Annotated in this window: 21 protein-coding genes; 5 read left to right on the plus strand and 16 right to left on the minus strand. The window is 61.1% G+C overall.

Annotation, left to right across the window (positions count from 1 at the left end):
- Genes ACOYXH_RS21970 through ACOYXH_RS21985 form a run of 4 tightly spaced genes read right to left on the minus strand, consistent with a single transcriptional unit; the run spans position 1 to position 7,751 of the window.
- Positions 1 to 4,575: an alpha-2-macroglobulin family protein gene (locus tag ACOYXH_RS21970; RefSeq protein WP_320413547.1), complete on the minus strand. Its 4,575-nt coding sequence runs from the start codon at positions 4,573 to 4,575 to the stop codon at positions 1 to 3.
- Positions 4,572 to 5,222 carry a DUF1175 domain-containing protein gene (locus tag ACOYXH_RS21975; protein ID WP_095048804.1) on the minus strand — a complete coding sequence of 217 codons (651 nt, stop codon included), beginning with the start codon at positions 5,220 to 5,222 and terminating at the stop codon, positions 4,572 to 4,574. The genes ACOYXH_RS21970 and ACOYXH_RS21975 overlap by 4 nt, the downstream gene beginning before the upstream one ends.
- On the minus strand, positions 5,207 to 6,919 hold the full coding sequence (locus ACOYXH_RS21980; RefSeq protein ID WP_095048846.1) for a DUF2138 domain-containing protein: 1,713 nt from the start codon (positions 6,917 to 6,919) through the stop codon (positions 5,207 to 5,209). The genes ACOYXH_RS21975 and ACOYXH_RS21980 overlap by 16 nt, the downstream gene beginning before the upstream one ends.
- Before the next feature lie 40 nt (positions 6,920 to 6,959).
- Positions 6,960 to 7,751 (minus strand): YfaP family protein, encoded by a 792-nt coding sequence (locus ACOYXH_RS21985; RefSeq protein WP_460066153.1) that lies wholly within the window; start codon positions 7,749 to 7,751, stop codon positions 6,960 to 6,962.
- A gap of 278 nt (positions 7,752 to 8,029) precedes the next feature.
- Between ACOYXH_RS21985 and ACOYXH_RS21990 the strand changes: the two genes are divergently transcribed.
- The 5 genes from ACOYXH_RS21990 to ACOYXH_RS22010 all read left to right on the plus strand — a co-directional run bounded on the left by ACOYXH_RS21990 (position 8,030) and on the right by ACOYXH_RS22010 (position 14,427).
- On the plus strand, positions 8,030 to 9,175 hold the full coding sequence (locus ACOYXH_RS21990; protein ID WP_460409947.1) for a Fic family protein: 1,146 nt from the start codon (positions 8,030 to 8,032) through the stop codon (positions 9,173 to 9,175).
- A gap of 112 nt (positions 9,176 to 9,287) precedes the next feature.
- Positions 9,288 to 9,530: an exodeoxyribonuclease VII small subunit gene (locus ACOYXH_RS21995; protein ID WP_003228627.1), complete on the plus strand. Its 243-nt coding sequence runs from the start codon at positions 9,288 to 9,290 to the stop codon at positions 9,528 to 9,530.
- Positions 9,527 to 10,414, plus strand: coding sequence for a (2E,6E)-farnesyl diphosphate synthase (gene ispA / locus ACOYXH_RS22000; RefSeq protein ID WP_220557055.1), 888 nt, complete (start codon positions 9,527 to 9,529; stop codon positions 10,412 to 10,414). Before ACOYXH_RS21995 ends, ispA begins: the two co-directional genes overlap by 4 nt.
- Positions 10,415 to 10,505: 91 nt before the next feature.
- Positions 10,506 to 12,404, plus strand: a complete 1,899-nt coding sequence (gene dxs / locus ACOYXH_RS22005) for a 1-deoxy-D-xylulose-5-phosphate synthase (protein ID WP_095048808.1) — start codon at positions 10,506 to 10,508, stop codon at positions 12,402 to 12,404.
- A gap of 139 nt (positions 12,405 to 12,543) precedes the next feature.
- Positions 12,544 to 14,427 (plus strand): TonB-dependent receptor domain-containing protein, encoded by a 1,884-nt coding sequence (locus ACOYXH_RS22010; RefSeq protein WP_095048809.1) that lies wholly within the window; start codon positions 12,544 to 12,546, stop codon positions 14,425 to 14,427.
- A 110-nt stretch (positions 14,428 to 14,537) separates the two neighbouring features.
- Here the strand turns inward: ACOYXH_RS22010 and ACOYXH_RS22015 are convergent, their stop codons facing one another.
- From ACOYXH_RS22015 to nrdR, 12 genes are all read right to left on the minus strand, one after another.
- Positions 14,538 to 15,338, minus strand: coding sequence for a cobalamin-binding protein (locus ACOYXH_RS22015; RefSeq protein ID WP_220557058.1), 801 nt, complete (start codon positions 15,336 to 15,338; stop codon positions 14,538 to 14,540).
- The gene (locus ACOYXH_RS22020) at positions 15,338 to 15,757 is read right to left on the minus strand and encodes an MFS transporter (RefSeq protein ID WP_095048811.1); all 420 of its coding nucleotides are present in this window, start codon (positions 15,755 to 15,757) and stop codon (positions 15,338 to 15,340) included. The genes ACOYXH_RS22015 and ACOYXH_RS22020 overlap by 1 nt, the downstream gene beginning before the upstream one ends.
- Positions 15,754 to 16,371 carry a GTP cyclohydrolase II gene (ribA, locus tag ACOYXH_RS22025; protein ID WP_016984117.1) on the minus strand — a complete coding sequence of 206 codons (618 nt, stop codon included), beginning with the start codon at positions 16,369 to 16,371 and terminating at the stop codon, positions 15,754 to 15,756. Before ribA ends, ACOYXH_RS22020 begins: the two co-directional genes overlap by 4 nt.
- 222 nt (positions 16,372 to 16,593) lie before the next feature.
- Positions 16,594 to 17,346, minus strand: a complete 753-nt coding sequence (locus tag ACOYXH_RS22030) for a substrate-binding periplasmic protein (protein ID WP_095125512.1) — start codon at positions 17,344 to 17,346, stop codon at positions 16,594 to 16,596.
- Positions 17,347 to 17,383: 37 nt separating this feature from the next.
- Positions 17,384 to 17,887 (minus strand): phosphatidylglycerophosphatase A family protein, encoded by a 504-nt coding sequence (locus ACOYXH_RS22035; RefSeq protein ID WP_007910933.1) that lies wholly within the window; start codon positions 17,885 to 17,887, stop codon positions 17,384 to 17,386.
- On the minus strand, positions 17,884 to 18,849 hold the full coding sequence (gene thiL, locus ACOYXH_RS22040) for a thiamine-phosphate kinase (protein ID WP_460066161.1): 966 nt from the start codon (positions 18,847 to 18,849) through the stop codon (positions 17,884 to 17,886). The genes ACOYXH_RS22035 and thiL overlap by 4 nt, the downstream gene beginning before the upstream one ends.
- Before the next feature lie 18 nt (positions 18,850 to 18,867).
- Positions 18,868 to 19,368, minus strand: a complete 501-nt coding sequence (gene nusB / locus ACOYXH_RS22045) for a transcription antitermination factor NusB (protein WP_034153728.1) — start codon at positions 19,366 to 19,368, stop codon at positions 18,868 to 18,870.
- Complete coding sequence (ribH, locus tag ACOYXH_RS22050; protein ID WP_003228649.1) at positions 19,365 to 19,841, minus strand: 6,7-dimethyl-8-ribityllumazine synthase; 477 nt, start codon at positions 19,839 to 19,841, stop codon at positions 19,365 to 19,367. Before ribH ends, nusB begins: the two co-directional genes overlap by 4 nt.
- Positions 19,842 to 19,932: 91 nt before the next feature.
- On the minus strand, positions 19,933 to 21,024 hold the full coding sequence (gene ribBA / locus ACOYXH_RS22055) for a bifunctional 3,4-dihydroxy-2-butanone-4-phosphate synthase/GTP cyclohydrolase II (RefSeq protein ID WP_039761895.1): 1,092 nt from the start codon (positions 21,022 to 21,024) through the stop codon (positions 19,933 to 19,935).
- Between the two features lie 16 nt (positions 21,025 to 21,040).
- Positions 21,041 to 21,703: a riboflavin synthase gene (locus ACOYXH_RS22060; protein WP_093434480.1), complete on the minus strand. Its 663-nt coding sequence runs from the start codon at positions 21,701 to 21,703 to the stop codon at positions 21,041 to 21,043.
- Between the two features lie 47 nt (positions 21,704 to 21,750).
- Entirely contained in the window at positions 21,751 to 22,884 is a 1,134-nt protein-coding gene (ribD, locus tag ACOYXH_RS22065) for a bifunctional diaminohydroxyphosphoribosylaminopyrimidine deaminase/5-amino-6-(5-phosphoribosylamino)uracil reductase RibD (RefSeq protein ID WP_460066164.1), read from the minus strand.
- A complete protein-coding gene (gene nrdR / locus ACOYXH_RS22070; protein WP_007910946.1) occupies positions 22,881 to 23,345 on the minus strand; it encodes a transcriptional regulator NrdR in 465 nt (154 codons plus the stop codon). The genes ribD and nrdR overlap by 4 nt, the downstream gene beginning before the upstream one ends.
- Positions 23,346 to 23,376 lie beyond the last annotated feature (31 nt).

Consider the following 23,376-nt stretch of genomic DNA (forward strand, 5'->3'; position numbering starts at 1 on the left):
TCAGTTGACCGTGACCTGACCGAGAGCGGCTTTTGCTTCCTGGGCCTGATGCTGCGGCGCGTAGACTTGTTTGAAACGCACCGGCGGCAGGTTGAACTGGCCCTTCTGCGAGAAACGCACCAGATGACGCAGGCGCAATTCGCCGCTCAGCGCATCCACCGGCACCGCGTAGGCCAGTTGCCCCGGTTCGAAGCGCGCCTTCTCCAGCGCCGTTGGTTCGGTGCCGTCCTTGCCCTGCAACTTGATGCCCCACGTCGTGCGCTCAACATCGGCGCCCGGTGGCAGCGGCACTTCGAGCATGCCGTAACGCAGCGGTTTCGGCGCTTTGCTGGTGAGGATCACTTCGTCCAGATACAGACTGTCACTGGACAACGGCTTGGTGCCGATTGGCTCCAGTTTGAAGGTGAACGCTTCGTCGCCCGGCACCAGTCGCGACAGGCGACGGGTGATGGTCACGGCCATCGGATCGACTGCCGGTTGCTGGGTCTGGAAACTCAACGCCGCGCGCAGCGGACGCTCCTGCGTGCCGGACACTGTCAACACGCTCGGCACTGGCGTCGCGCCCTGCCACGTCCAGTACATCTCGCCGCTGGCTCCGTAGTTCTTCTTCCAGCCTTCACCCGGCGTTAGTGCAATGGTCGGCGACGCCTGGGCGATGCTGCGTTGCAGCCAAGTCAGCGCCAGCGCACGTTCGAGGGTCGATTGCTGCGGCAGCAAACGTTGCAACAACGCCGTAGCACGGGCCTGATCGAACGCTTGCAGCGACAGGTTCAGCGCCTCGGCGAACGGCTGCGAACTGACCGCCAGACGCTGTTGCGCAGCCCCTACCTGACGATTGAACGCTTCCGGCAAGGTAACCTTCGACTGCGTGGCCAACGATGCGGTCAATACCCGCGCCGCCGCCAGACCGAGCGCCGAATCCGGGTCGCTCATCACCAGACTGTCTTCGCCGTCGTCCATCAGGGTTTCGGCGCTGCCTTCACCGGCCTTGGCCAGATCCTCCATCAAGCCGCTGAGCAAGGTGTTCACCGGCAAATGCATCTGCTTGGCAAACGACAGAATCAGCGCCCGTTGCAGCAATGGCGTGTTCGGCGCTTGCTTGGCGTAGACCTCCAGCACTCGCTGCCAATGCTCCGGCGGCAAGGTCAATTCCAGCACCTGGCTAGCGTTCCAGTCGGCGTAGTAAGCGTAAGCCGTGAGGAACGCATCCGGTTCACCGTCGTAGCCCCACCAGGTGAAGCTCGCCGACGGCCCGGCCATTTGCACCAGACGCAGACGGCTGTTCTGCATGATCAGGCGCAAGCGATCACGAATCTGTGGATTCGATGCCAGCGATGGATAGGCAATGCTCAACGGCAGCAACCGGCTGGCAGTCTGCTCGACGCCGCCATACGGATAGCTGAGCAGATCATCGAGTGCCGAGCGGAACAACGCTTGAGGGCTGTCATCCAGACGCAGGCGAATATCGGTGGCGTCGGCCGGCAGACTCAACGGTGTGTCACCGCTGGCGACATCAAGGCTTTGCGTCTGCGTCACTTGCCAGCCGTCACCGGTCGCACTCAGGCGCACGGCGAGGGAGTCGGCGGTCTTGCCGTCCTGCACCAACTCCGCCGTCCATTCGCCGGAAGCCAATGTGAACGCCGGCAGCGGCAGATAATTGATGCCGTTGTTCAGGGTCACCGGCAGACGCTGTTCGGCGCCCGCATAGTGAGTGACCAGTTCAGCCTTGACCGGTTTCTCGGCTTGGCTGAAGGCGAACACGCCGAGTTGCGGCTGATCGCCCTTACGGAATTTGCTCGGCCCGCTCCACTTCAGGTACAGCGGTTTTTCCGAGCGGACGAACTGCTTCTTCTGCCCGACCTGACCGTCATCGGCAATGGCGCGGGCAGTGATGCGCCAGCGGGTCAGCGAGTCCGGCATCTTGAAGGTGAAACGGGTTTTGCCGTCTGCACCGGTCAACAACTCCGGCTGCCACGCAGCGGTATCGACGTCCTCACGACGCGGCCGCTCCAGCACTTTTACACCACGCTCGCTGCGGTTGGCTTTGCCCGGTGCACCGGGGCTGCCCGGCAACGCGACGTCGTAACTGATGAACGACAGGCTGGCGCTGGTGCGCACGTTGTTACGGCGCGGGTGATAGAAGAACTGGTCGATGGTCGGCGCAACTTCGGGTTGCAGCGCGTAGACCATTTCGTCGACGACGCTGACGGTCAGATGCGCCGGAACGGCTTTGCCGGCGAACTGCGTGGTCAGGTCAACCGTGACCGTGTCGCCCGGCAGATACACCGCTTTGTCGGTGCTGATCGCCACGTCGATTTGCGGCGCGACCACTTTGATCCCGGCGTTCTGGAAGCTGTACTGACCGCCCTTGGTGTAGAGCACGGAGAAGGTCAGGTTCGGTGCAAAATTGTCCTTCACCGGGATGCGCGCGCGGTATTGGGTGTCGCTGAGTTTTTCCAGTTTCAACCAGTCACCGCCCTTGGCGAGCAGCGCGGTGGCTTCGACTTTGTCGCGTTCCAGCGAGAGCAATGCATCGCTGACCGGTTCCGGGAAAGTGATCAGCGCCAGCGCTTCATCGCCGGCCTTGTACTCAGGCTTGTCGAGGACGATTTCCACAGTGCCCGGCACGGCTTTGACGCCATCGCCAGTGACCGAATGACCGGTGGCGCCGAGGACGCGACCGTGTTGATCTTTCAAGGTCAGGTTGTAAGTACCCGGACGATCAAACGCCAGACTGAAGCCCTTGTCCGTCGCCGCGAGTTTGCCTTCACCGGTGCTCTGGTCTTCCAGCCGCACCCAGCCATAGGTGCTCGGCGTCACCGCTTTGCTTTGCTCGGTGCCGCCCTCGTTGGCGTAGCTGAACGCAACCTTGTCACCGACCGCACTGAAGCGTTGCGGCGCGCTCAGGCGGAAGCTCGCGGCGCCACGGTCGATTAGAATTTCCTTGGTGGTCTTGACCCGATACGCCGCGCCATCGCTGGCAAACACGGTGAGCATATAGCGGCTCGGCTTGTCGGCGGCCGGCAGGTCGAGGGTCGCGCTGCCCTTGCTGTCGGTGGTCAGTTCGGTGCTGGTCAGCTCCACCGGGAATTGCCCGAGGTATTGCAGCTCGTTGTCGACCATCGACAGTTGCTGGGCGCGCAGGCTCAGGGTCAACTTAGCGTTGGCCACCGGTTTGCCGTCCGGGTACAGCAGCACCAGGCTGCCCTTCACCGGTTCGCCAGTGCGGTAATCCTGCTTGGCCAGGTTCAACGAAATTTCGAAGTGCGGCTTGATGTACTCGGCGACACGGAAGGCGCTGCTGTAAGCCTGATCCTTATAGTTGAAACGGATCTCGTAACCCCCGGCCACGGCGTTGTCCGGCAACTGAAAGCGGCCCTGAGTGCCGGCCTTCGAATCGAGTTTCAGGTCGAGGTGTTGCAACTCAGTGCCTGTGGCGTCAAGCACGCTGACCGTGACATCCGCAGCCCCTGGCAACACTGAGTCCCGCGCATTCTTGAACTCGCGACCGACGATCTTCAGCGACACCCAATCACCCGGGCGATACAGCGGCCGGTCGGTGAACGCGTAGAGTTTGGTGTCGTAGATTTCGCTGTCGTAATAGAAGTTTTCGGAGACGAACACCCCGCCCTCTTCGTCCTCGCCGATGACGAACGAACGCTCCGGGCTGACATGTTTCAGGCGCAGCAAACCGTCAGTATCGGTGGCACCGCTGCTCATCACGCCGAGGCCGTCGGTCCACAGCACATTGACCTTCGGTACCGAACTGCCTTCGTGTTTGCGCGCGGCCCAGACCAGCAATTCATCGCCGGCAATCTTGCTCACCGCGACGGTGTTGGAGACGAACACCATGGTGGTTGCGCGGTACTTGCCGATCAACGCTTCGACCAGATACAGACCCGGCTTCAGATTGCCCAACGGGATATAAACGTTACCCGGCGCGACGCTGACGAAATCGCTCGAAGACCCGGCCAGATTGACCCCGGCCGGCGGCTGAATCGGCTTGGCCTGCCACAACGGATAACGGAACTGGCTGACCACCGGTAGACCCGGAATCAGCGCAAATTGCGGCTGCGCGTCATACGGAGTAGGCGCGACCATGGCGTTGCCCATCTTCAGTTCCGGCACTTCCTCGGTGACTTGTTTGCGCGACTCATAGGAGAACGCGCGCTGCATCACCCGACGGGATTTGCGGTACCAGTTGTCCCACAGGTACGCGAGGGTGTTGGACAGGCCTTCACCCTTGAACTGGCCGTCGCTGACCACGCGATGCAGGTTCTTCTGGCGCTTGAGGAAATCCAGCGGTTTGTCGATCCGGTACACACGAATATCCGCGCCGCCGTAAGGTTCCATGCGGAAACGACGATAGTCGCGGCCCGGCGCTTCGAGACGGACCATTGCCTGTTCATCAGCAGCAAAGCTGCTATCAGCCAGCAGGAAAAAGCTTTCGCCCGAGACCGGCGTGTAGCCGCTCGGCTCGACCGAATCTTCGGCGCTGACGGTAGCCACTGGCAGCAACAGCGCCAGCAGCAAAGGAATTCGGGAGCAGAGTCGCAACATGCGGGCACCGGTCATTGGGAGAGAAAGTTCAGTCGATAGACGCCGATGAAGTTGGGGTTGGCTGCGTCGGGTATCCATCGGGTGTCCTTCCATGTCATGAGTTGCTGCAGGCTTGCCGAACGCATGCCGTTGTCAGTCGGGGTGGTGGTGCCGGTGTGATAGGCGATGTAGCGGCCCATCCAGATCATCAGGTGCTGGTCGTCGCCCTGATCGAAAAACATCAGGTCACCGGGCCGCGCCTGCGACACGTCACGGCTGACCAAATGGCTGTTGAACTGAATCAGTTTGATCGCGTTGACGTACGGCCCGACCTTGCCGCCGCCCTGCTGCCATTGCTGGGCGAGCTTGCGCTGATCGTCGCTCAGCGAGAGCTCCGGCGGCAGGTAGCGATTGGACAGGCCATTGCTGCGCAGCCATTTTTCGTCATGGACTTTCAGCGCTTCGTTGGCAGCGAAACGTACCAGCCCGGCACAGTCCTGCTGATACCAGCGCGGACTTGGGCCTTGGCTCAACTGCTCTTGAGCGATGCGCACGAACCAGGCGCGAAACACCTGGGATTGCGCCGGATCGAGTGCGGGTGCTTCAACGGCGCGGGCGCCCGCACTGAGCAACAACGCGAGCAGGCCGAGGCTGCGGATCAGTGTCGTCACAGCGCTTTCCATTCCAGCGGCAACCATTGCCAGTGGCCGTCAGGCTCGCTGCCTTCCGGCAGCGTCAGCGCGTATTTGCCGTAGCCGCCGAGGGTGCGCAGTTTCGGAATCAGATAGGTTTGCGCGGCGTTGTAGAACACCGGCTCCATGTCCTGCGGCAGGCTGTCGAGGGTTTCCTGCTGCATCAGTTGCGCCATCGAATCCGGGCCGAAGTAGATCGGCATCAGCACGTCTTTGGGCAAAACGTCGGCCATCGGCGGGAAGCGTTTGTCGAGAGTGCCGAGGGCCTTGTCGACCAGTTTGTCGTCGAGGGAAAACAGCAACGTCGAACCGTGACGGGCGAGGCTGACTTTCATGAAGGCCTTGCCGGAAATAGCGTCCGGGTTCTGCGCCGTCTTCGCCGCATAAGGGCCAAAGTTGGAGCTGACCTGACGCTGCCAGACGTGGTTTTGGCCTTCTTGCTTCTCGACTACCGGGAACACGTTTTCTTCGACGTTGGCTTCGAATGCACCGACCATCGAACCGAACAGTTTGCCAAGATCACCGTCGAGCTTGCTGCTGTCCTCGTCTTTCAGACTGGCCACCAGCAATGGCGTGTACAACCGCGAGTCGGCGTACCAGCACAGGCCTGCCGCGCCGGCCACATGTTCGGTGAGGGTCTGCGCTACCGCTTCTTCGGCGCCGAGTTTTACCAGCAATGGTTTTTGCGGTTCGGCCGCGACCGGCAAGGTTACGCAGGCACTGGCGCCCAGCGGCATTGCTTGCCAGACCGGTTTGAAATCGAAGTCGGGCTGATTGTCCAGCTCGTCCATGGCGAGGTAGCTGTGCCAGCCCTTGTCGTCCATGTCGAAGCGCAGCCCGGCGAAGTTCGGGATGAAACGTTGATAGCCCATGGCCAGAACGCTGGAGTTGACCGACAAGCGTTGTTTGGTTTCCGGGGCTTTCGCCGGCAGACCGAACGCTTCGGGGAACAGTTTTTCGCCATTGAGCAGCGCCGCCAGCGCTTGTGGCGAGACATGGCCCGATTCTTCGGAGACGCCGCTTTCCGGGTCGTAATACTTGGCCGGGTTCGACAGCACTACCAGTTTGTCGCCGTGGGAAGCGAACAGCAGCGCTTTGCTGGCGTTATAGGTCAGTTGGTACAGCGGCACGCTATCGCCGCCGACTTTGAGTTCGCCCATCTGACTGAGCTGCGTGTCATCCAGCGCTACTTTCGCCAGCGGCTCGAGCAGTTTCGCCAGCCCACCACGGTCCATCACCAGCAGGAAATCTTTCAAGCGCCCATCCGCGCCACGCCACAACGCAACGTCGGCCGGTTGATCGAAAAGCTGCTCGATCAGGCTGTCCTGCAACTTCAGGTCATGCTCGTAGATGATCCGGCGCAGACTGCCGATCAAGCCGAGGCGATCAGCATGGGTCTCGTAGTAGAAGACGAAATCTTCGGTCAGCGTGGCCTTGAGGAACGGCACCGTCAGCAAGTCCTTGGGCAACTGGCTCAGCGAGCGGGTCTCCAGCAACGCGTCAGGACGACTGAGGCCGAGCTTGTCACTGGCCAATTCCGCCGGCGGCGCCTTGGGCTTGAGCAGCAGCCAGCCAAAACCGCCCGCCACGCCGGCCACCAGGCACAGCCCGGCCAGCAGCAAGGGCCAGCGCCGCGAAGGTTTGGCCGCTGGCGTGTCGGCAGCCGAAGTAACAGTGTTTTCGCTCATCTTTTCAAAGCCCGATTTCATCCGTGCAGCGGGATGCTTATTAATAGTTGAAAGTCTTTACCAGCAGCAGATCACCGATTGCCCGCAGGGGCACGATGAAGGTCTCGCGTTTTTCATCGACGGTGTTTTCGTTGAGCACCAGCGTGATTTGCGAGGTGATCACCTCGTTCTGGTTGCTGGTCTCCTCGAAGTTATAGCCGCCGTTGCCGAAGTTGCCCCAATAGTTGACGTAAATCAGATAGGTGCCGTGCAGCGGCGCGGTCATGGTGAACATTTCCGGGCCGGGACCATCGACGCCATCCGGGTCGAGACCGCCGCCATTGCTCAGCGCCGGCTGCGCCCAGAACGCATGCTGACCGTCAGGCGTGACAATGTGCAGATCGAGCTCGGCTTTCGGATCGTCCCAGCCCAAGACAAGACGAATTCGCGCCGGCGTGCGCAAATTGTTTGCTTCATAAAATTGCACGCGCTTGAGCGACTGGCCCTCGGCGCTGATCACTTCGACGCTGTTGGAGCCGGCGCCGAACGCGTAGGGCCGGGCGAAACGGCCCTGGTCGTCGGTGTACAGATTCAGTGGATTGCCATTTACGGCGAGGCTGTGCGGCGGGCGCATGTGGCCGATGGCTTTGAGCTGGCCCTGGATCATCGTGCGATTGCGCTGGATGCCGCGATCGATCGGCGGCGTCGGGTAGGCGACTTGCGGGTTTTCCGTGCGATCGAGCAGGCCGTGGTAACGCCAGCCACCGACCGGCTCCGACAACTCGGCCGTAGGTGCCGCCAGCAGCGCGGGCGCGCAGGCCAGGCCGATCAGCAGCCAAAAAAATGAACGCATGTAATGCCTCCTGCCATGCCTGAACGAAACCTTGCACCCGATCCTCGGTACTTCACAGCGGTGAAAACTGCGTTTCGTCTGAAAGACCCGTGACTATGGGGTCGTAGAAGGCGCGAAGATTAGCGATTCGGCGGTTTTTTAACAATCAGATACATGTGCTGTTGCTGTAGGAATCAAGCCAATCCGGTGGACGGTGAGCCGAATAGGCCTCATATTCGGCTCACAAAATGAGCCGAATAGCATTTCTATTCGGCTCACGGACTCAAGGCAGGCAACGAATGGCAACTTACTGGATCTGGCAGCAGCCCGATTGGCCCGACTTCAACTGGCAGGCGGAACGCCTGGCACCGTTGTTGCGCGAGTGTGTACAGGCCCAAGGTCAGTTGATGGGTATGGCCGGTTCGGTAAGTGACTCTTTGGGGGCTCAGACCGAACTGGACGCCCTTTTGCAGAATATCGTGACGTCTTCGGCCATCGAAGGTGAGCAACTGAATGTCGGCTCCGTGCGGTCATCCTTGGCGCGACGTTTGGGCCTGGAGTTGATCGACGGCGATAAAGTCAGCCAACGCAGTGAAGGTCTGGCGCAACTCATGCTTGATGCCACCCGTCGATTTGCCGAACCGTTGATACTGGAGCGCTTGCTGGAATGGCACCAATGGCTGTTTCCCGATCAAGAGGCTGACCTTACTGCGCGCTCAATGCATGTGGGTGCGCTACGCGGTGACGAGCCAATGCAGGTGGTTTCGGGTCGCATTGATCGTCCAACAGTTCATTTCGAGGCGCCACCTCGCCAAGGTCTTGAGCAGCAGCTCGACCAATTTCTCCAATGGTTCGAGGCCAGCCAGCATCAGACAGCACTGGACCCGATGCTTCGTGCGGGCATCGCCCATTTCTGGTTCGTCACCTTGCATCCGTTCAACGATGGCAACGGCCGTCTGACCCGCACCATCACTGATCTGGCGCTGGCACAGGGCGAAGCGCAAGCCATCCGTTTCTACGCCATGTCGGCGAGCATTCTGGATGATCGGTCCGGCTACTATCGGATTCTGGAATCGAGTCAAAAAGCCACACTGGACATCACTGAATGGCTCACATGGTTCCTGCAAACCTTGCTACGCAGTCTGCAACAAGCCATCACCCGCATTGAAAGCGTGCTGGGCAAGACGCGTTTCTGGCAGGCACACCGCGAGTCCGAACTTTCGGCGGAGCAGGTCAAAGTGCTCAATCGTCTGCTCGACGGCGGCGAGCGGAGCTTTGAGCACGGCATCAGTGCCGGGCAATATCAAGCGGTGGCGAAAGTGTCGAAGGCCACAGCAACCCGACACCTTGCGGAGTTGCTGGAGAAAGGTTGCCTTCAACGCTTGCCGGGAGGGGGTCGTAGCACCCGCTATCAGATCAACTATCCCGACAGAGCTACACATTAATCTCACCCAGCACAGAGCCATTTCTGTCCTTGAGAGCCGGCCCGCTCATTTGCCCATAACCCCCCTATCTGCTAGTGTCGCGCCGGTTTAACGTCAACCGGAAATCGCCGCCATGGCCCGCAAAAAAGCTGCACTGGATTTCGAACAGTCCCTCGCCGACCTGCAAACATTGGTCGAGCGTCTGGAGAACGGTGAATTGTCGCTGGAAGACTCGCTGACCGCTTTCGAGCAGGGCATCGGTCTGACCCGTGACTGCCAGGCAGCGCTGGCGCAAGCCGAGCAGAAGGTGCAAGTGCTGCTGGAGCGCGATGGCGAACTCGCCGAGGAACCCTTCGACGCGGAACAGCCAGAATGATTGCGGCGTACACGGCGACCAGCCAGACCCGGGTTAACGCGGCTCTGGAAACCCTGTTCAACGCGCCGTTGCCGGAATTGGCGCGGCTTTATGACGCCATGCGCTACAGCGTGATGAACGGCGGCAAACGCGTGCGTCCGCTGCTGGCCTACGCCGCGTGCGAAGCGCTCGGTGGCAACGCTGAACAGGCCAACGGTGCAGCCTGCGCGGTTGAGCTGATCCACGCTTATTCGCTGGTTCACGACGATTTGCCGGCGATGGACGACGACGACTTGCGTCGCGGCCAGCCGACCACTCACAAGAAATTCGATGAAGCCTGCGCGATCCTCGCCGGTGACGGTTTGCAGAGCCTGGCCTTCAGCGCTCTGCTCGACCCGCGCCTGAGCGACTGCAGCAGCGACATTCGCCTGCAAATGGTCACCGCCCTCGCCCAGGCTGCGGGCCCGGCAGGCATGGTCGGCGGTCAAGCCATCGACCTTGGTTCGGTCGGCTTGAAACTCGACCAGAAAGCCCTCGAACAGATGCACCGGCACAAGACCGGCGCGCTGATCGAAGTCAGCGTCAAACTCGGCGCCCTGGCCAGCGGCCGCGCCGAGAAGGATGAGCTCAAGGCCCTGCAGACTTATGCACAGGCCATCGGTCTGGCCTTTCAGGTGCAGGACGACATCCTCGACGTCGAAAGCGATACCGAAACCCTCGGCAAACGCCAAGGCGCCGACATCGCCCGCGACAAGCCGACCTACCCGGCGCTGCTCGGCCTCGACGCCGCCAAGGCTTACGCGCTGGAACTGCGTGATCAGGCTCTGCACGCCCTGCGACCGTTTGACGCGGCCGCCGAACCCTTGCGCGAGCTGGCCCGGTATATCGTCGAGCGCCGCAACTGACGGCGAATCAGCCAAAAAAGACCAACGCGTGGGCAGGGGGCGATGCATCAGGTAAACTGCCGCATCTTTTATACCTATAACGATTCGCCTGATGCCCACGACGTTTCATGAGATTCCCCGCAAGCGCCCGACCACGCCCCTGCTCGACCGCGCGAACACGCCGGACGGCCTGCGCCGGTTAGGCGAAGCCGAGCTGGAAACCCTGGCTGATGAGTTGCGCCTGGAATTGCTCTACACGGTCGGCCAGACCGGTGGGCATTTCGGTGCCGGCCTGGGCGTCATCGAGCTGACCATCGCGTTGCATTACGTCTTCGACACCCCGGACGACCGGCTGGTGTGGGACGTGGGTCATCAGGCGTATCCGCACAAGATCCTCACCGGTCGCCGCACGCGCATGGAATCGCTGCGCCAGAAGGACGGCATCGCCGCGTTCCCGCGTCGCGCCGAGAGCGAGTACGACACCTTTGGCGTCGGCCACTCCAGCACTTCGATCAGCGCAGCATTGGGCATGGCCATCGCCGCCCGCCTGCAAAACAGTGATCGCAAGGCGATTGCGGTGATCGGCGACGGCGCGTTGACCGCTGGCATGGCTTTCGAAGCGCTGAACCACGCGCCGGAAGTCAACGCCAACATGTTGGTGATCCTCAACGACAACGACATGTCGATCTCGCGCAATGTCGGCGGTCTGTCGAATTATCTGGCGAAGATTCTTTCCAGCCGCACCTACGCAAGCATGCGCGAGGGCAGCAAGAAAGTCCTGTCGCGCCTGCCCGGCGCCTGGGAAATCGCCCGCCGCACCGAAGAATACGCCAAAGGCATGTTGGTTCCCGGCACGCTGTTTGAAGAGCTGGGCTGGAACTACATCGGCCCGATCGACGGCCACGATTTGCCAACCCTGATCGCCACCCTGCGCAACATGCGCGATCTGAAGGGCCCGCAGTTCCTGCACATCGTCACCAAGAAAGGCAAAGGCTTCGCCCCGGCGGAAGTCGACCCGATCGGTTACCACGCGATCACCAAACTCGAACCACTGGACGCCCCGGCCGCAGCGCCGACAAAGACTGGCGGACCGAAGTATTCGGCCGTGTTCGGCGAGTGGCTGTGCGACATGGCGGCGGCGGATCCACGTCTGGTCGGGATTACCCCGGCGATGAAGGAAGGCTCGGATCTGGTGGCGTTCAGCGAACGCTTCCCGCTGCGCTACTTCGACGTGGCGATTGCCGAGCAGCACGCGGTGACGTTCGCTGCCGGCATGGCCTGCGAAGGCGCGAAACCGGTGGTGGCGATCTACTCGACATTCCTCCAGCGCGGTTACGACCAACTGGTGCATGACGTAGCGGTGCAGAACCTCGACGTGCTGTTCGCCATCGACCGTGCTGGCCTGGTGGGCGAAGACGGCCCGACCCACGCTGGCAGCTTCGATCTGTCCTACCTGCGTTGCATCCCGGGCATGGTCATCATGACCCCGAGTGATGAAAACGAACTGCGCAAAATGCTCACCACCGGCCACCTGTACAACGGCCCGGCGGCTGTGCGCTATCCACGCGGTACCGGCCCGAACGCGACGATCGACAAAGACCTCGAGCCGATTGAAATCGGCAAAGGCATCGTCCGTCGTCAGGGCAGCAAAGTCGCTTTGCTGGTGTTCGGTGTGCAACTGGCCGAGGCGCTGAAGGTGGCTGAAAAACTCGATGCCACCGTGGTCGACATGCGTTTCGTCAAACCGCTGGATGAAGAGTTGGTGCGCGAGATTGCCGGCAGTCATGAGTTGCTGGTGACCATCGAGGAGAACGCGATCATGGGCGGCGCCGGTGGCGCGGTCAGTGAATTCCTCGCGCGGGAGAACATCCTCAAGTCGATGCTGCATCTGGGTTTGCCTGACGTTTACGTCGAGCACGCAAAACCGGCGCAGATGCTGGCTGAGTGCGGGCTGGATGAGGCGGGGATCGAAGCGTCGATTCGTGAGCGTCTGGCCTTACTCGACAAATAAACGCATTACCCTTGTGGGAGCGAGCCTGCTCGCGAAAGCGGACTGTCAGTCAATACATTGCTGACTGATTCACCGCATTCGCGAGCAGGCTCGCTCCCACATTTGATTTGTGTACACTTGAAACACCAGTGGACTGTCCATGAACCTCTCGCGCCTCGCCCTGCCCTTCCTCCTGCTGCCAGCCGCCAACGCCCTCGCCGACACCTTCGAGCGTGATCAGGCACTGAAACTGCCGGACATGCTTATCTCAGCCAACCGCCAGGTCGAAGCCCGCAACGACAGCAGCGCCGCCAACACCGTGTTCACCCGTGAAGACATCGACCGCCTGCAGCCGAGTGACGTGCCGGACCTGCTAAGGCGCGTCCCTGGTGTGCAAGTGGCGCAGGCCGGCGGGCGCGGCAGCCTGCCGGGGATCTACATTCGCGGCACGCAGTCGGCGCAGAGTCTGGTGTTGGTCGACGGCCAGCGTATCGGCAGCTCCACTTCCGGCGACAGCAACCTGCAGCATCTGAACATCGAGCAAATCGAACGGGTGGAAGTGCTGCGCGGTTCGCGTTCGGTGATTTACGGCAGCGATGCGATTGGCGGGGTGATTCAGATCTTCACCCGGCGCGGCACTGAGCAAGGTTTGCAGCCACGGATGCACGTCGGTTTCGGCAGCAACCAAACGTGGGAACGCAGCCTCGGCTTGTCCGGTGGCGACGCGAAAACCCGCTTCAATCTCGGCGCCAGTCTCGATGAGACTGCCGGGATTGATCGTACCCATGAGTCGTATCCAAGCGATGGCGATCACGACGCCTACCGCAATAAATCCGTCAGCCTGAGCCTGAGTCATGCGCTGACCGATGACATCGAAGTCGGCGCCAATCTGCTGGATAACCGGGGCAAGAGCGAGTTTGACAACCCGTTCGGCCGCTTCGACATGAACACCTTCGAATCGGTCCAACAGCAGCCGTACAGCGATTTCAACGTCAGTAGTGTCAGCAGTTACGTCGATGCCCGGGTCAACGAAATCTGGAAAACACGCGTCGAGGTCGGCCACACCGAGAACCGCGAGAAGACCCTCGACAAGCTCAGCGACGAACGCACGGTGTTCAACACCTACCGCGACTCGGTGAACTGGCAAAACGACCTGACCTTGGATGCCCGCAACAGCCTGATCCTCGGCGGCGACTGGTACGAAGACCGGGTCAACAGCAGCACCGCATTCGACGAGGACAGCCGCTGGAACCGCGCCGCCTTCATCCAGCATCGTTATCAGGCCGACAGTTTTTCCACGGAGCTGGGTCTGCGCCACGACGACAATCAACAATTCGGCAGCCAGAACACCTGGAGCGGCACGTTCACCCTGCCGCTGAACCCGGACAACGATCTGTTGCTGAGCTACAGCGAAGGCTTCCGCGCGCCGACCTTCAACGACCTGTACTACCCGGACTTCAGCAACCCGGATCTGAAACCGGAAACCTCGAAAAGCTATGAGTTGCAGTGGCGCAGTCAGTTGACTGACAGCAGCCGTCTGGAGGCGTCGATCTATCGTACGGATCTGGAAGACGCGATCATTTTCGGCAGTAACTCACGCCCGGAAAACGTCGCTTCGGCGCGGATCAACGGTTTTGAAGCAGCGCTGAAGCAGGAACTGTTCGACTGGCAGAGCAATCTTGGCCTTTCGATCATCGATCCGCGTGATCGCAATACTGGGCACACCCTGGCCCGGCGCGCGCGACGCACGTTGAGTTGGGATCTGGATCGGCAATTTGATCAAGTCAGCTTCGGCGCCAGTTGGCAGGCGGTCAGCAGCAGTTATGACGACCTGACAAATGAAAACCCACTGGGTGGTTATGCGTTGTTCGGCTTGCGCAGCAGTTGGGCGTTGAACCGCGAGATCAAGCTGGATCTGAAGGTCGATAATGTTTTCGACAAAGGTTACAGCCGGGCGAACTACAGCTATGACGGCAGCCAGTATGGTTATCGCGAGGAAGGTCGGATGTGGATGTTTGGGGTGACTTGGACTCCCCAGCTTTGATTTGAATCTTCGGTGATTTGACTGACCCCTTCGCGAGCAGGCTCGCTCCCACATTTGGAATGCAATCCTCCTGTGGGAGCGAGCCTGCTCGCGAAGAGGTCACCGCGATTTCAGCGGTCAGGCGCGATCAATTGGCAGAGTTTGGCGGTGGCGCTGATCATTTGGCCGCTTGGGCGTTCGAGGCCTTTGTCGGTGACCAACAGTAATTTTCCCTGCTTCACCGCCGCCACCTGCGACCAGGTTCTCCACGCATTCAACTGCGCCTGATCACTCGCCAGAATCACCTCAGGATCACGCTGCAACACTGCCTCAATACTCACCTGCGGCGCCGGCAAACTCAGATCGCTGAACACATTCCGCGCCCCGCACACCTCCAGCGCATCACTGATGATTTGCCCGCCACCGACGGTGTACAGCGGCTTGTCCCAGACCTGATAAAACACCCGCAACGGCACTTCCCGGCGATAGCGCTGGCGCAGCTCCGCGAGTTGTTGGCGCAGCGCCGCCGCCCGTTTGACCCCATGCTCCGGTCGCCCCAATTGCGCGGCAATGGCTTCAATCTGGGTGGTGAGTTGTTCTAAAGAATGCGGTTCGGCGACGAAGGTCGGGATGCCCAGGCGCTTCAGTTGATCACGCTGCGCCGGGCCGACACTGCCGGGCCACAGCAACAACAAATCAGGTTTGAGGCTCAGTAGCTGTTCCATGTCGAGTTGGCCATAGCGGCCGACAGAGGGGACGCTGGCAATTTCAGCCGGCCGCTCACCGGCATCCAGCACACCGACCAACAGATCTGCCGAACCCAGCTCAACGACAATTTCAGAAAGGGACGGCGCGAGGCTGACCACACGCAGTTGCGCCAGCGCAGAACCACTGACGGCCAGTAGCAGAACCGCCAGCCAGAGGCGGTGCATCAACCGAGTTGACGCGGGATACGGTAGAGATAAAACAGCACTGCCGTGGACAACGCCAGCAGCATCAACGGTACGGCTTCAAGACCGACAAACACCGCCAGTGCGCCAATCCACGCCGGCAAGGCTGCCACAAGAAAAGCCGCACGACGACGGGCTGCGAGAGCAATCCACGCGGCCGGTTCATCGGGGGTATCGAGAGCTTTTTGCGTGGCGATCAGCGCATGTTTATAACGGCCAAAAAACTTCAGGCTGACAAACATCGATGCCACGCCGGCAATAAAGAACGGCATCGCCAGCACCGGCAGAATGCCTTTGCCCTGACCGAACAACGCGTTGAGTACGAACAGCGGCACCAGCGCCAGCGCGAGGTATTTCCACCAATCGACCGATAACCGGCGCCGCACCTGACCCCGCGTCACGCGCGATCGACCTCGCCCTGATGCTCGTTGCCCATCATGTGGTCGAGCTTGCTGGCCTTGGTCGCCAGATAGAGTTTGTTGTGCGGATTGTGACCGGTGTGCAACGGCACGCGCTCGGCGACGGTGATGCCCATATCGGTCAAGGCTTTGACCTTGCGCGGGTTGTTGGTCATCAGGCGCAGGGATTTCACGCCCAGATGCTCGAGCATCGGCAGGCACATGGCGTAGTCACGCTGGTCAGCGGCAAAGCCCAGACGCTCGTTGGCTTCAACGGTGTCGGCGCCGCCATCCTGCAGTTCGTAGGCACGGATCTTGTTCAACAAACCGATGCCACGACCTTCCTGACGCAGGTACAGCAATACACCACGGCCTTCACGGGCGATGGCTTTAAGCGCGCCTTCCAGTTGCGAACCGCAGTCGCAACGCTGGCTGAACAAGGCATCGCCGGTCAGGCATTCGGAGTGCAACCGGCCGAGTACCGGGGCACCGTCGGCAATTTCACCCAGGCTCAGCACGACGTGCTCGCGGCCGGTGGCTTCATCGAGAAAACCGTGCATGGTGAATTGCGCAAAAGGCGTTGGCAGCTTGGAAGCGGCGACAAAGACGACAGGCACCGGTGTGCTCCTGATCTAAAGAGTCTGAAAATTCGCAGGCCGGCATTGTAACAGCAGGTTCCTACCGGCGCTTAGGCTGAATTATCGGGCATAACGATCAAAAAGTTTGATAACAACCCGGTCGACATGGATCCATGTAGGAGCTGTCGAGTGAAACGAGGCTGCGATCTTTTGATCCGGCTTTTAGGATCAAGATCAAAAGATCGCAGCGTGCCGCAGCTCCTACAGGGGATTCGTCGCGCCGGTAGTGAACGGATACGGCTGCTGCCACTTCTCGAAGATCGGCTTCAACTCGCCGCTCTTCACCAACTGCTCCATACGCTGGTCATACAGCGCCATCAGCGCTCGCGCCTGTGGCGTGTCGGCAAACCCGAGAAACAGCGGCAGCTCGGCCAAGTGTGAATAGCGATACTGCGCCGGATCGGCTGCGGTTTTCACCACCGCCTCAATCTCGGTCAACGCATCGATGTAGTAATCCGCCCGCCCCTGCTTGAGCATCGACAGGATCCCGGTACGCCGCTCGATCTGGTTGTAGCGCTTGATATTCGGCAAGAAGTTTTCGTAGCGATAACCGCGCACCCAGGCCAGGCGATACCTGCCCAGCGTCGCTTGGGTAGGTGCAGGATTACTCGCCAGGCCCAATGCGTAAATGTGGTCGGAATCGAAATTCCAGTGTGGGTACAACACCTGCTCGGCTTCGTCGCGGTAGGAGCCGACCAGCGCATCGACTTCCTTCAACTGCACCAGCCCGACCGAGCGGGTGTAAGGCACGCTGCGAATGTCCAGCTTGACCCCGGACGGTTCGAACACTTTGCGCAGCACGTCCCAGCCCAGGCCATGGCCATCAGCGGCGGTGTAGTCTTCCCAGTCTTCGCTGGCCAGATGGATGACCGTCGGCGTCGGCGCTGCTTCCTGCGCACCGGCCACGGTGCTCAGCAAAGCCAAAACCACTAGCGCCAACCAACGTCGAGCCATCCCTAGTCCCCTCACTTGACCCTGATACCCCTTGGACTCAGGCGAAAATCCACACCAGTCCCTGCATGGCCAGCCAGGCGAACACGCCGGCCAACACGTCGTCGAGCATGATGCCGACGCCGCCATGCACGTGCCGGTCGATCCAGCGGATCGGCCATGGCTTGAGAATGTCGAAGAAACGGAATACAAGGAAACCCGCGAGCAACCAGTACCACCCTTCCGGCACCAGCCACAAGGTGATCCACATCCCGACCATTTCGTCCCAGACGATGCCTTCGTGGTCGTGTACCCGCAGATCGTCAGCGACTTTGCCGCACAGCCAGAAGCCGAACAGCATGGTGATCCCGAGCATCAGCCAGTAACCCCAGTCGGGCAACATCTGCCATAACGGGATAAAGGGTAGCGCAACCAGCGAGCCCCACGTTCCCGGCGCCTTGGGCAAGGTGCCGGAACCGAAGCCGAACGCGAGGAAATGCCAGGGATTGCGCCAGACCGACGGCGGAACGAATTCGGCCGGAACCTGTTTCGGGTGATCTGTCACGGTGTCTCCTGAAAATGTTGATAACCCCGGATTTGCGGGGTGATGTCGTGACCTTCGCGATCCAGCAGGACCACGCCCTGACCTTCGGACACTCGACCGATCACATGGATCGGCCAGCCATTGGCCAGCAGCGCCGGCAACTCGACAGACGGCAAGGTGAACGCCAGCACGTAATCATCGCCACCGCTCAGCGCAGCACGCTCGGCGCCGCGCTGACCGAGAAACGCCACTAATGCATCCGACATCGGTACGCGCTCGCGTTCAATCTCAAGTCGGACCTTTGAGGCCAGCGCGATATGGCCGCAGTCGGCGAGTAATCCATCGGAGATGTCCAGCGCCGAGGTGGCTTTGCCACGCAGGGCCTGGCCGAGGGCGAGTTGCGGTTGTGGTGACCAGTAATGATCGAGCAGCGGTTGGGCGACGTTCGCTTCGGCGTCACGCTGACCGAGCACCAGCGGCAAGGCGCCGGCCGCATTGCCAAGTTCGCCACCGACACAGAGCAAGTCGCCCGGTTGCGCGCCACTGCGGGTCAACGCCTGACCGGCAGGCACGCGACCGAACACCGTCACCGTCAGGCTCAACGGCCCGCGCGTGGTATCGCCGCCCACCAGCGCGACGCCGCAACTCTGCGCCATGCGGTTCAATCCGCCGGCATAGGCTTGCAGCCAATCAGCAGTCACCGTCGGCACAGTCAGGGCAAGGGTAAAGGCAACGGGTGTGGCGCCCATGGCGGCCAGATCGCTGACCGCAACGGCCAGCGAGCGCTGACCGAGCAGAAACGGATCGCAGGGGTCGGCGAAATGCACACCGGCCACCAGCGTATCGGTAGAGATCGCCAACTGTTCCCCGGAGGGAACAGCGAGCAAGGCGCAGTCATCGCCGATCCCCAGCGCAACGCCTTCGCCGCCCTGCGCACAAGGCGCGGCGGCGAAGAAGTTACGGATCAGCTCAAACTCGCCCATTGAAGTATCAAGCGCGTTTCAGCGCTTGAACGCCTTCACTTCAGCTTCACGCAGGCGCGGAGCCAGCTTGTCGAGCACACCGTTGACGAACTTGTGACCGTCGGTCGAACCGTAGACTTTCGCCAGTTCGATCCCTTCGTTGATCACAACGCGGTACGGCACGTCGACGCGCTTGAGCAGTTCCCAGGTCGACAGGCGCAGTACGCACAGTTCAACCGGGTCGAGCTCTTCGATGGTCAGGTCCAGGCACGGCGCCAGCGCAGTGTCGATCTCGGTCAGACTGGCCGGAACACCGTGCAGGATGTCGTGAAAGTAGCTGGCATCGGCGAAGGTGAAATCGTTATCGACGCGGAACTGCGCTTCGATTTCGTTCAGCGAAGTACTGGCCATGTGGCGCTGGTACAACGCTTGAGTCGCCAACTGACGGGCAGCGCGGCGCTTTTCACTTTTCGAAGGCTTGCCGGCGTCGGTTGGACGCGGCTCGCGCGGGTTGAAACGATCGCTTTCGTCGCTAATCACTTGGCCTCCAACTGTGCCAGCAGGCTGACCATTTCCAGAGCGGACAGGGCAGCTTCGGCACCTTTGTTACCGGCCTTGGTGCCGGAACGTTCGATGGCTTGCTCGATGGAATCAACGGTCAGGACGCCGAAGGCAACCGGAACGCCGAACTCCATGGACACCTGGGCCAGACCCTTGGTGCACTCGCCTGCCACGTATTCGAAGTGCGGAGTACCGCCACGAATGACCGCGCCGAGGGCGATGATGGCTGCGAATTCACCTTTCTGGGCGACTTTCTGCGCAACCAGCGGGATTTCGAAGGCGCCAGGTGCGCGGATGATGGTGATGTCGCTTTCGCTCACGCCGTGGCGAACCAGGGCATCAACTGCACCGCTGACCAGGCTTTCAACGACGAAGCTGTTGAAGCGGCCCACTACCAAAGCGTAGCGGCCTTTAGGGGCGATGAAGGTACCTTCGATGGTCTTCAGGGTCATTCGTCAGTTCTCTTAAAGAGCCGGGACGCGTCTGCTACGCGTCCCTCAGTGATTTATTTGCCGCGAATCGGAGATCGGAAACAACCGGTCATTATTCGGAGGGCACGTATTCTACAACTTCCAGATCGAAACCGGATATCGCATTAAATTTCATTGGCGCAGACATCAAACGCATTTTGCGCACACCGAGGTCACGCAGGATCTGCGAACCGGCACCGACGATGCTGTAAGTGGTCGGTTTTTTCGGCGCTGCCTGCTCACCCGTTTCACGGATATGTGCCAGCAGCACATCGCCATCGAGCGGGTGACCAAGCAACAACACGACACCGCTGCCAGCCTCGGCGACCGCAGCCATGGCGGCGCGCAGGCTCCAGCGGCCCGGTTGTTTGACCATCAGCAGGTCGCGCAGCGGATCCATGTTGTGCACCCGAACCAGGGTCGGCTCTTCGGCGCAAACAGTGCCCAGCGTAAGGGCCATGTGCACATCGCCTTCCACCGAATCACGATAGGTCACCAGGTTGAATTGGCCCAGTTCGCTGTCCAGTGGCTGCTCGGCAATCCGCTGAACGGTACGTTCATGGATCATCCGGTAGTGAATCAGGTCGGCGATGGTGCCGATCTTGATGTTGTGCTCAGCAGCGAACGCTTCCAGTTCAGCGCGACGGGACATGGTGCCGTCGTCGTTCATCACTTCGCAGATCACGCCACTTGGCTCGAAACCGGCCATGCGCGCGAGGTCGCAAGCCGCTTCGGTGTGGCCGGCGCGAGCGAGGGTGCCGCCAGCCTGGGCCATCAGCGGGAAAATATGACCCGGGCTGACGATGTCTTCAGCCTTGGCGTCTTTGGCGGCAGCCGCTTGCACGGTGCGCGCACGGTCGGCGGCGGAAATGCCAGTGGTTACGCCTTCGGCGGCTTCGATCGACACGGTGAACTTGGTGCCGAAACCGGAACCGTTGCGCGGCGCCATCAGCGGCAGCTTCAACAGTTCGCAGCGCTCGCGGCTCATCGGCATGCAGATCAGACCACGGGCGTGCTTGGCCATGAAGTTGATGTGCTCGGCCTGGCAGCATTCGGCAGCCATGATCAGGTCGCCTTCGTTCTCGCGGTCTTCGTCATCCATGAGGATGACCATCTTGCCTTGGCGGATGTCTTCAACCAGTTCTTCGATGCTATTGAGCGCCACAAGGCACCCCCTTCAGTCAGGATTTGAGGTAGCCGTTGGCGGCCAGAAAGCTTTCGGTGATGCCACCAGCGCTCGGCTCTGCGGCCTTGTCGCCGAGGAGCAGACGCTCCAGATACCGCGCCAGCAAGTCAACTTCCAGATTCACCCGGCGACCTGGCTTGTACGACGCCATGATGGTTTCGCTCAGGGTGTGCGGAATGATCGTCAGCATGAATTCGGCGCCATCGACGGCGTTCACGGTCAGGCTGGTGCCGTCGACAGTGATCGAGCCTTTATGGGCGATGTACTTGGCCAGTTCCTTCGGCGCGCGAATGCGAAATTCCACGGCGCGGGCATTGTCGCTGCGCGAGACGATTTCGCCGACACCGTCGACGTGGCCGCTGACCAGGTGCCCGCCGAGACGGGTGGTCGGGGTCAGGGCTTTTTCCAGATTGACAGGGCTGCCGCTTTTCAGGTCGTTCATGGCGGTGCAGTCCAGCGTTTCACGGCTGACGTCGGCGGCGAAGCCGTCGCCCGGCAGCTCAACGGCGGTCAGGCAGACGCCGTTGACCGCGATGCTGTCGCCGAGTTTGACGTCGCTCAGGTCGAGCTTGCCGGTGGCGACGTGGACCCGCACATCACCGCCCTTTGGGGTCAGTGCGCGGATACTGCCGATGGATTCGATGATGCCGGTAAACATGGGGTTCTCCTTGAGAACTGGGCCAGCGCTAACGCGATGGCCGGGAATTATACGCTCGCCGAAAGGACAGGGATGGCAGTGACTCGCCAGTCATCGCCCACCGCGCGAATTTCAGTGATTTTCAGCTCCGGCGCATCCTTCATATAAGCCAGCGGCCAGTCCAGCAGCGGACGCGCCGTGGAGCCGAGGAACTTGCCGGCGATGAAGATCACGAATTCGTCGACCAGACCGAGTTGAGCAAAAGCTCCTGCCAGACGCGGGCCGGCTTCGACCAGCACCTCGTTGACGTCACGCTTGGCCAGTTCAATCAGCAATTGATGCAGATCGACCTGACCGTCATCACCCGGCACGATCAGGCACTCGGGGCCGTGAGCATATTGCTCTTCGATCGCGACACAGGTGGCGACCAATGCCGGGCCAGCCTTGAAGAACGGTGCATCCAGCGGCACCCGCAGGCGCCCGTCGATCAGCACGCGCAGCGGCGGTCGGCTCATGGCCAGCGCGGTTTGCTCGGCATCCAGACCCAACTCGTCTGCACGCACGGTCAAACGCGCGCCATCGGCCAGCACGGTGTCGGCGCCGGTCAGGACCACGGCGGCCTGAGCACGCAGACGCTGGACGGCTGAACGCGCGGCCGGGCTGGTGATCCATTGGCTCTCGCCGCTTTCCATCGCCGTGCGACCGTCGAGGCTCATGGCCAACTTGACCCGCACGAACGGCAAGCCGTGTTCCATGCGTTTCAGAAAACCTTGGTTGAGCTTGCGCGCTTCGGCTTCGAGCACACCGCTTTCAGTGGCGATGCCGGCATCGGCCAGACGCTGCAAACCACGCCCAGCCACTTGTGGATTCGGATCACGCATCGCTGCGACCACCCGGGCAACCCCGGCATTCACCAGTGCTTCGGCACACGGCGGCGTGCGGCCATGGTGGCTGCACGGTTCCAGCGTCACATAAGCGGTCGCGCCCCGGGCCAACTCACCGGCGGCGCGCAGGGCGTGGACTTCGGCGTGAGGTTCGCCGGCGCGCTCATGCCAGCCTTCGCCGACGATCTGCCCATCACGCACCACCACGCAGCCGACCCGAGGATTGGGATGGGTGGTGTAATGACCTTTGCGCGCCAGTTCCAGCGCGCGCGCCATGAAGTGGGCATCGAGGATGGCCTGCTCGCCGGCGCTGGTCATTCTTTCACCGGTTCGCGGGCGAGGCGGTCGATTTCTTCGCGGAATTCATTGAGGTCCTGGAAGCGTTTGTACACCGACGCGAAACGGATGTAGGCGACTTCATCAAGCTTTTGCAACTCAGCCATCACCAGTTCGCCGACCACGAGGGATTTGACCTCGCGCTCGCCGGTGGCGCGCAGCTTGTGCTTGATGTGAACCAGGGAGGATTCGAGGCGCTCGACGCTCACCGGACGTTTCTCCAGGGCGCGTTGCATCCCGGCGCGGAGTTTTTCTTCGTCGAACGGTTGGCGGCTGCCGTCGGTTTTGATCAGGCGCGGCAACACCAGTTCGGCCGTCTCGAACGTCGTGAAACGCTCGCCGCAGGCCAGGCATTCACGCCGGCGGCGCACCTGTTCGCCCTCGGCGACCAGACGCGAGTCGATGACCTTGGTGTCGTTGGCACCGCAGAAGGGACAGTGCATGGTGGCTGGCAACAAAAAAAGGGAGGGCCAT

It is taken from the genome of Pseudomonas sp. Mb7 (assembly GCF_054790525.1).

Excerpts from the sequence above, each read along its gene's own strand:
- dxs (WP_095048808.1), top strand. The coding sequence starts at position 10,506 with ATGCCCACGACGTTTCATGAGATTCCCCGCAAGCGCCCGACCACGCCC.
- ACOYXH_RS22015 (WP_220557058.1), bottom strand. The coding sequence starts at position 15,338 with ATGCACCGCCTCTGGCTGGCGGTTCTGCTACTGGCCGTCAGTGGTTCT.
- ACOYXH_RS22060 (WP_093434480.1), bottom strand. The coding sequence starts at position 21,703 with ATGTTTACCGGCATCATCGAATCCATCGGCAGTATCCGCGCACTGACC.
- thiL (WP_460066161.1), bottom strand. The coding sequence starts at position 18,849 with ATGGGCGAGTTTGAGCTGATCCGTAACTTCTTCGCCGCCGCGCCTTGT.
- ACOYXH_RS21990 (WP_460409947.1), top strand. The coding sequence starts at position 8,030 with ATGGCAACTTACTGGATCTGGCAGCAGCCCGATTGGCCCGACTTCAAC.
- ACOYXH_RS21985 (WP_460066153.1), bottom strand. The coding sequence starts at position 7,751 with ATGCGTTCATTTTTTTGGCTGCTGATCGGCCTGGCCTGCGCGCCCGCG.
- ACOYXH_RS22010 (WP_095048809.1), top strand. The coding sequence starts at position 12,544 with ATGAACCTCTCGCGCCTCGCCCTGCCCTTCCTCCTGCTGCCAGCCGCC.
- ribH (WP_003228649.1), bottom strand. The coding sequence starts at position 19,841 with ATGACCCTGAAGACCATCGAAGGTACCTTCATCGCCCCTAAAGGCCGC.
- ispA (WP_220557055.1), top strand. The coding sequence starts at position 9,527 with ATGATTGCGGCGTACACGGCGACCAGCCAGACCCGGGTTAACGCGGCT.
- nrdR (WP_007910946.1), bottom strand. The coding sequence starts at position 23,345 with ATGCACTGTCCCTTCTGCGGTGCCAACGACACCAAGGTCATCGACTCG.
- ACOYXH_RS22030 (WP_095125512.1), bottom strand. The coding sequence starts at position 17,346 with ATGGCTCGACGTTGGTTGGCGCTAGTGGTTTTGGCTTTGCTGAGCACC.
- ACOYXH_RS21970 (WP_320413547.1), bottom strand. The coding sequence starts at position 4,575 with ATGACCGGTGCCCGCATGTTGCGACTCTGCTCCCGAATTCCTTTGCTG.
- ribD (WP_460066164.1), bottom strand. The coding sequence starts at position 22,884 with ATGACCAGCGCCGGCGAGCAGGCCATCCTCGATGCCCACTTCATGGCG.
- ACOYXH_RS21995 (WP_003228627.1), top strand. The coding sequence starts at position 9,288 with ATGGCCCGCAAAAAAGCTGCACTGGATTTCGAACAGTCCCTCGCCGAC.
- ACOYXH_RS21980 (WP_095048846.1), bottom strand. The coding sequence starts at position 6,919 with ATGAGCGAAAACACTGTTACTTCGGCTGCCGACACGCCAGCGGCCAAA.
- ACOYXH_RS21975 (WP_095048804.1), bottom strand. The coding sequence starts at position 5,222 with ATGGAAAGCGCTGTGACGACACTGATCCGCAGCCTCGGCCTGCTCGCG.